7 protein-coding genes are annotated in these 7,193 nt (G+C 41.1%); 5 read left to right on the forward strand and 2 right to left on the reverse strand.

Annotation, left to right across the window (positions count from 1 at the left end; all coding sequences use genetic code 11):
- Positions 1-38: 38 nt before the first annotated feature.
- The 4 genes from KO524_RS06930 to argH are packed head-to-tail and all read left to right on the forward strand — an operon-like array spanning position 39 to position 4,192.
- Positions 39-1,013 (forward strand): acetylornithine carbamoyltransferase, encoded by a 975-nt coding sequence (locus KO524_RS06930; protein ID WP_219292261.1) that lies wholly within the window; start codon positions 39-41, stop codon positions 1,011-1,013.
- Entirely contained in the window at positions 1,010-1,789 is a 780-nt protein-coding gene (argB, locus tag KO524_RS06935; RefSeq protein ID WP_219292263.1) for an acetylglutamate kinase, read from the forward strand. The genes KO524_RS06930 and argB overlap by 4 nt, the downstream gene beginning before the upstream one ends.
- A gap of 1 nt (position 1,790) precedes the next feature.
- On the forward strand, positions 1,791-2,849 hold the full coding sequence (locus tag KO524_RS06940) for a M20 family metallo-hydrolase (protein ID WP_219292266.1): 1,059 nt from the start codon (positions 1,791-1,793) through the stop codon (positions 2,847-2,849).
- 11 nt (positions 2,850-2,860) lie between these two features.
- Positions 2,861-4,192 carry an argininosuccinate lyase gene (gene argH / locus KO524_RS06945; RefSeq protein WP_219292269.1) on the forward strand — a complete coding sequence of 444 codons (1,332 nt, stop codon included), beginning with the start codon at positions 2,861-2,863 and terminating at the stop codon, positions 4,190-4,192.
- A 51-nt stretch (positions 4,193-4,243) separates the two neighbouring features.
- Here argH and KO524_RS06950 read toward each other — a convergent pair whose 3' ends face one another.
- On the reverse strand, positions 4,244-4,759 hold the full coding sequence (locus tag KO524_RS06950) for a hypothetical protein (protein ID WP_219292272.1): 516 nt from the start codon (positions 4,757-4,759) through the stop codon (positions 4,244-4,246).
- A 16-nt stretch (positions 4,760-4,775) separates the two neighbouring features.
- Positions 4,776-5,114 carry a hypothetical protein gene (locus KO524_RS06955; protein ID WP_219292275.1) on the reverse strand — a complete coding sequence of 113 codons (339 nt, stop codon included), beginning with the start codon at positions 5,112-5,114 and terminating at the stop codon, positions 4,776-4,778.
- 330 nt (positions 5,115-5,444) lie between these two features.
- Here KO524_RS06955 and KO524_RS06960 point away from each other — a divergent pair.
- The coding region (locus KO524_RS06960; RefSeq protein WP_219292278.1) for a choice-of-anchor L domain-containing protein at positions 5,445-7,193 on the forward strand (1,749 nt) is incomplete at its 3' end.

Genomic DNA, 7,193 nt, shown 5'->3' on the forward strand with positions numbered 1-7,193 from the left:
GTAACTCCATCTAAAAACCCCGTTTAAAAGCATTTAAAATGAAACAATTTTTTTCCGTAAAAGATATCAACTCGATTAGCGCTATAGTCAATGAAGCTTTAGCATTAAAAAGAAACCCGTTTTCTCATGAGGATTTGGGAAAACACAAAACCTTGGGGCTTGTGTTTTTAAATCCGAGTTTGCGTACGCGTATGAGTACGCAAAAGGCCGCTTTACAATTGGGTATGCAAGTGATGATGATGAATCTAAATCAAGACGGCTGGGCGTTGGAAACCCAAGATGGCGTAGTGATGAATGGAACTAATGTGGAACATATACGCGAGGCAGCTGCCGTTATGGGAGTCTATTGCGATGTGTTGGGACTGCGTTCTTTTCCAAATTTGCAAAATCAGGAGCAGGATTATAGTGAGACTTTATTTAATAAATTCCAGCAATACAATAAAAAACCGCTCATCAGTTTGGAGAGTGCCACCTTACACCCCTTGCAGAGTTTAGCTGATATAATCACTATAGTGGAACACCTAAAACCGGGCGTTAAACCCAAAGTGGTTTTAAGTTGGGCGCCGCATATCAAACCTTTGCCCCAGGCTGTAGCCAATTCGTTTTCACAATGGATGTGTAAAGCACAAGAAGAGGGATTGATTGATTTTATAATTACGCATCCGGAAGGCTATCAGTTAAAAGACACTTTTATAGCGGGAACAACAGTAACCAACAATCAAACGGAAGCCTTAGTCGATGCCGACTTTGTTTATGTAAAAAATTGGTCGAGTTATCATGAATACGGTCAAATACTTCCCGTTGAGGAAAACTGGATGCTCGATCAACAGAAATGGCAATTGACAAATCAGGCCAAGGTCATGCATTGTTTGCCGGTACGTCGCGATTTGGAATTGGCTTCGGAACTGTTGGACGGTAAGGATTCTTTGGTTATTGAACAAGCAGAAAACAGAATTTGGGCTGCTCAGGTGGTTTTAAAGCAAATTTTGGAAACCCTAAATACAGCCGTATGAAAAAACTAACCATCGTAAAAATAGGCGGACAGATTTTGGATGATGAAACGGCTTTATCGGAATTTGTCTCCTTGTTTGTACAACTTAGTGGAGAAAAGATACTCGTACACGGAGGCGGTAAATTAGTTACCGAATTGGCGGTAAAAATGGGGATAGAACCGCAGTTGATTGAAGGAAGGAGAATTACAGATCAAGCCTCTTTAAAATTGGCAACCATGGTCTATGCGGGTTTTATCAATAAAAACCTCGTGGCACAATTGCAGCAAAAACACTGTAATGCTTTGGGGTTAACCGGTGCCGATGCGCAATTGATACAAACTCAAAAAAGACCGGCAACCCCAATTGATTTTGGGTGGGTTGGAGACTTATATGCTACTTCCGTTGATGCCGAGCGCATTGCACAATTTTTGGAATGGGGACTTTGTCCGGTTTTTTCAGCCATAACACACGACGGTCAAGGGCAATTGCTCAATACCAATGCCGATGATATCGCGGCAGCCTTAGCCATAGCTTTGACACAATACTACGAGGTTTCTCTGCTGTATTGTTTTGAGAAAAAGGGTGTTTTAAGCGATATCAACAACGAGAATTCGGTTGTTCCATTGCTTTCCTTTAGGGACAAAGAACAGTTGTTGAAACTGGGAATTATAGCCCAGGGAATGATTCCCAAAATAAACAATGCCTGGAAGGCTTCTCAAGCGGGAGTTACTTCGGTACGAATTCAAAAAAGCGGCGATTTATTAAATCCCGATTCAGGAACCCGAATACAATTTTAACATGATACAGACTTTGGTAGGCGAAAGCTTGGAATTATTAAAACAGCTCATAGCCACTCCGTCCTTTAGTAAAGAGGAGGAGCAAACGGCAACGATTATAGAAAAATACCTCAAATCAAAAGGTATAAAAATCCAACGCGAGCTACATAATATATGGGCGTTTAACCAACACTTTGACTCGGACAAGCCGACAATTTTATTAAATTCCCATCACGATACGGTACGCCCTAATGGCGATTACACCCGCGACCCCTTTAATCCGGAAGTTATAGACGGAAAATTATACGGTTTGGGAAGTAATGATGCCGGAGGCTGTTTGGTTTCCTTAATAGCTGTTTTTTGTTTTTTTTATAAGCAAACGGATTTAAAATACAATTTCTGTTTGGCAGCAACCGCTGAAGAAGAAATCTCGGGTCATGACGGTTTAGAGCGTATTTTGCCCCAGTTGGGGGTTTTGGATTTTGCTATAGTTGGCGAACCGACCCAGATGCAATTGGCTGTAGCCGAGCGCGGGTTAATGGTGCTGGATTGTCGTACCTACGGTAAATCCGGACATGCTGCAAGAGAAGAAGGAGACAATGCGATTTATAAAGCGATGACAGACATAAGTTGGTTTAACACTTACCAATTTGCGCGTATATCCGAATTATTTGGAGCGGTTAAAATGAGCGTAACCATGATACAGGCGGGAACGCAACACAACGTGGTACCGTCGGTTTGCGATTTTGTGGTCGATGTCCGTGTAACGGAGGTCTATACCAATGAAGAGTTGTTGGAATTGATTCAGCACTTTGTGCAATCGGAGGTCAAAGTGCGTTCCATCAGACTCAAACCTTCGTCTATACCGTTGGAACATCCAATAGTTAAGGCGGGAGTGCTGTTAGGCAAGAACACTTACGGTTCGCCTACGACCAGCGATCAGGCTTTGTTGGACATTCCGTCTTTAAAACTCGGCCCGGGTAACTCGGCCCGCTCGCATACTGCAGATGAATTTGTTTATATAGCGGAAATTGAAAACGGCATTACAGACTATATTAAAATTTTACAACAAATCGTTTAAAGAATAAGCCCATGAAACTTTGGCAAAAAGACACCGCAGCAAACACCACAGTCAATGCCTTTACAGTAGGAAAAGACCGTGAAATGGATATGAATCTGGCTCCTTTTGACGTACTGGGATCCTTGGCGCATACCATCATGTTAGAGAAAATTGGGTTGTTGACAACAGCAGAACTCAACGAAATTCAAACCGCTCTAAAAGCGATTTACAAAGAAATAGAGCTAGGTACCTTTGCTATAGACGATGAGGTAGAGGATATCCACTCACAGATAGAATTATTATTGACCCAAAGAATCGGTGAAGCAGGAAAAAAGATACACAGCGGCCGTTCGAGAAACGATCAGGTTTTGGTTGATTTAAAACTGTATTTCCGCTTTGAAATTCAGCAAATTGTCGAAAAAACCAAAGTGCTTTTTGAGCGTTTTCAGCTGTTAAGCGAACAGCATAAGGCGGTTTTAATACCGGGTTATACCCATTTTCAAATAGCGATGCCGTCCTCCTTTGGTTTGTGGTTCGGCGCCTATGCCGAGAGTTTGACCGACGATTTGGAAATGCTATTAGCCGCATGGAAAGTGACCAATAAAAACCCCTTGGGCTCGGCTGCGGGCTACGGTTCTTCTTTTCCTTTGGACAGACAACTGACCACCGAGCTATTGGGTTTTGATAGCATGAACTATAATGTAGTATATGCGCAAATGGGGCGTGGAAAAACCGAACGTGTTTTAGCACAAGGACTGAGTGCCATAGCCGCTACTTTATCCAAATTTGCCATGGACGGCTGTTGGTATATGAGTCAGAACATGAATTTTATTCGTTTTCCCGATGAGCTAACAACCGGTTCCAGTATAATGCCCCATAAAAAAAATCCCGATGTCTTGGAATTGGTACGTGCGCGTTGCAATAAAATTCAGGCTTTGCCCAATGAGATTGCACTGATAACCACTAACCTGCCTTCGGGCTACCACAGGGATTTACAATTGTTAAAAGAAAACCTTTTTCCAGCCTTTACCTCCTTAAAAGAATGTTTGGATATGTTGGATTTGATGTTACAAAACATTCAAATCAATCCCTGTATTTTAGAAGATGCAAAATACGATTATTTGTTTAGCGTTGAGGTGGTTAATCAACAGGTTTTAGACGGAGTTCCCTTTAGAGAAGCCTATAAAAATATTGGGTTGGCCATCGAATCGGGTACCTACCAACCTGCTAAGGAGGTTAATCACAGCCATCAAGGCAGTATCGGCAATTTGATGAACGAGGCAATCGCTAAGGAATTCGAAAAGAATTATGGTGCGTTTGATTTTGCCACAGTGAACAGCCGCCTTTTAAAATTGTTGGAGTAAAAACAAGTCCGTTTCATTTGTCGAAACGGACTTGTTCATTTGTCAATACTGTCAATCGGTCCATTTAATCAGTTCTTGAAGAGTATTGTTGAAGTATCCGAGCATCGTGTAGCTACAGGTGTATTGAAAGTGTGGGGCATCGTCATTAATCCGATCTCGTAGACCCCATCCTTTGATGCCGCCGATCCAGAATTTGACGCCGTGATAGTGGTATCTGGGGGTTTCTGGCAGTGAGGCCAAATCCTCGCTTGGAATATCAAAGATGTAATCTGTATCTGGAGAATAAAAGTTCCAAAAGGGTATATAGGGCGGCGGGTCTGTCGAATAAAACGGAAATTGAAAACCGGGATTGTTATGTTTTAAAGTGTATTTTTCACCGGGTTCAATAATTATTTTAACTTCTTTATCGTAAAACCAAAAATGCTCCAAGGCATTGCTGCCGTTGCGCACTTGTATCATATAGACGACTACGGTTTTACTCGATTGATTCGAAAATTCCACAATTCTAGCTGCATAGGATTGGCATACGAATAATAGGCAGCTGGCTATAAAAATAAATTTTTTCATAAGGTCAGTTTTAAGGTTAATATTTAAAATCGGCATACTGGTGAAACGCGCGTTCAATCATCAGCTCGGTTCCCATATTACTGAGTTCTTGATTGCTGTAGCCCAGTGAAATTAGAAAATCCCGTGCGGGTTTTTCCAGATGTGAAAGAATTTGCTTTAACGACCAAGACGGCTGTTGGTCGGCGGCGTGATAATAGGCCGTTTGAAAAGCGATATATTCCGGTGTTTTTGTCGAAGTAGGCGTGTTAATAGTAACTTCGTGACCAGGATTAGTGGTAGTGCTCTCATCTTGAATACAAGAAGACAATAAAATTGCTACGGTACCCATCAAAGTACCCAATACTAATTTTTTCATGTTTTCGGGTTTTTTATAGTTAATATTACTCACGGAAATATATTTATTTATTTTTCAAAATCTGTGATTATATCAAATTTTAACAGAATTTCAGGTGTTAAAATTTATTTCTACTGCTTTTTAGTGTTTTTTATTTGTTTTAGTCTTTGCTTTTTTTATATTAGTAAACTGGTATAAAGTTGTATGTGTTAAAATTTTTGTTTCGATTAGGTGCGGAAAAACGTAAAATATTCTCTGGCTGTTTGGATAACCGGAATTCTTTAAAAAACAAATGGAACATATAACATTTTATAGTATGAGAGCAGTTTGTTTTTATAAATAGGAGTAGTTATGCGTAAGAGGGGTTTTTTAAGGGTTTTTTTTTTAGGAATGTTGACGGTTTGTTTTGGTGTACAAGCCCAGTCTTTAGATCCGGATTTGAATTGTGAGAATGCCGTAGAGATTCCGGTTAATACGGGGGTGGACTGTCTGCAATATGCCAGGGGTTCTTTTGAGCATGCGGGCATGCTTCCCTTGGGTTTGACTTGTGGAAGAGCGGTTTCTACCATACAGAAAAAGAATTTGTTTCGGTTTCGGGCTGCCGCAGAGACCCATTTGTTTAGTGTTTTTGATGCTCGATCGGATGTTTTACCAGAGACCCGGACTTCTTTCTTTTTTACAGGTGCGGTTTATACGGACTGCAATTTTGATAGTCCGGCTAAAATATGTTTTGCCTTCTTTGCTGCGACGGAATTGGATAGCGATGATTCAGAAACGTGGTATATGGTTCTAAGTGAGTTGGTAGTGGGGCAGGAGTATTACCTGGTTTTGGGAGGAAATGCAAATATTTACTATAACAATATAACTTACAATAACGATTTGCGCTTTAAGGTTTGTCTGCGGGCAGCTGAGGTTCCCTATGTACAGATCGAGGCTAACGATGCCATGACTGAAAATGTGGATTGGGTGGAAGAAAAATTCCTGTATTCGGACTGCGATAATATTTTTTCCAACATTCGTTTTCAGGCTGGTGATGGGCAAAACGACTTTAATTCCATCGGTTATTTTAATAAAAACAATTCGACTTTTCTATTGGAAAAGGGCATCGCCTTATCCACTACAGATTTGAGTATGAATCTTTCTGCTGGATTGCTGGCTTTGCGTTTTCAGCAAAATAGTCCGCCTTGGACGGGTGATGCCGATTTAAATGCCTTGCAATTGGAGATTCCGGGCCAACAACAGTTACAACCCAGTGCCACAGCAGTATTGGAGTTTGATTTTATTGCTTTAAGCGATGCTTTAGATATCAATTATCTTTTTACTTATCCTTATGCAATGGATCGTATGCAATATATAGGTATTTGGTTGACGGATTTAACCACTCAAAACAAGCAGAACATAGCCAGAGTTCCCGGAACAAATCTTCCCATTCATCAGGAGTTGGTCATTGATAACTATCCCGAATTACTAGAGCCCAATATAACTTCTTTTTGGAACAATCCCTTAATTTATTGGTTATCAAATTCAAAGGTTTTTCCAACCAAACCCACGGTGTTAACCGTCGGTAGAAAATACCGACTAAAGTTTGGAGTTGGCAGTTTAGATGTTTTTTTTGCTCCTAACCTTGGATTCGCGATGTTTATCCAAGATTTCGAGCAACAATTAAATGATGTGGAGCTCAGCATTGTTGATCAAGCGGATTTATGCACGGGTAAACCTTGGCTGATTAAGGCCAATACCGAACAATACGGGGAGTTAAAAAGGACAATCAGTTGGTATAGGAACGGTGTTTTGATAGGCGGAGCGCGGGATTCTGTTTTGGAGGTTACTCAATCGGGTGAATACGAAGTGCGTATCGCCTTTTCGGATATAAACTGCGAACGGTCGGCAGTGATCAGTCTGCCTTCGAATATCCATACCGATGTGGTTGATCCTAAAGCTATTGAGGTTTGCAGGTATTCACTTCAAAATCGCGCAGTTGATTTAACCGCAGTGAGCGAAGCCATGTTTTTGGACAATCGAGAACAGTATGATATAGAATATTACAGCAATAGGGCCGATGCCGTTGCGCGTGAGCATCAGATAGAAAATGCCGCGGCT

This window comes from Flavobacterium sp. NKUCC04_CG (assembly GCF_019345525.1).
GTDB lineage: Bacteria > Bacteroidota > Bacteroidia > Flavobacteriales > Flavobacteriaceae > Flavobacterium.

What these genes read in the sequence shown, in the direction of transcription:
- KO524_RS06930 (WP_219292261.1), top strand. Translation starts at nt 39, where the DNA reads ATGAAACAATTTTTTTCCGTAAAAGATATCAACTCGATTAGCGCTATA.
- argB (WP_219292263.1), top strand. Translation starts at nt 1,010, where the DNA reads ATGAAAAAACTAACCATCGTAAAAATAGGCGGACAGATTTTGGATGAT.
- KO524_RS06940 (WP_219292266.1), top strand. Translation starts at nt 1,791, where the DNA reads ATGATACAGACTTTGGTAGGCGAAAGCTTGGAATTATTAAAACAGCTC.
- argH (WP_219292269.1), top strand. Translation starts at nt 2,861, where the DNA reads ATGAAACTTTGGCAAAAAGACACCGCAGCAAACACCACAGTCAATGCC.
- KO524_RS06950 (WP_219292272.1), bottom strand. Translation starts at nt 4,759, where the DNA reads ATGAAAAAATTTATTTTTATAGCCAGCTGCCTATTATTCGTATGCCAA.
- KO524_RS06955 (WP_219292275.1), bottom strand. Translation starts at nt 5,114, where the DNA reads ATGAAAAAATTAGTATTGGGTACTTTGATGGGTACCGTAGCAATTTTA.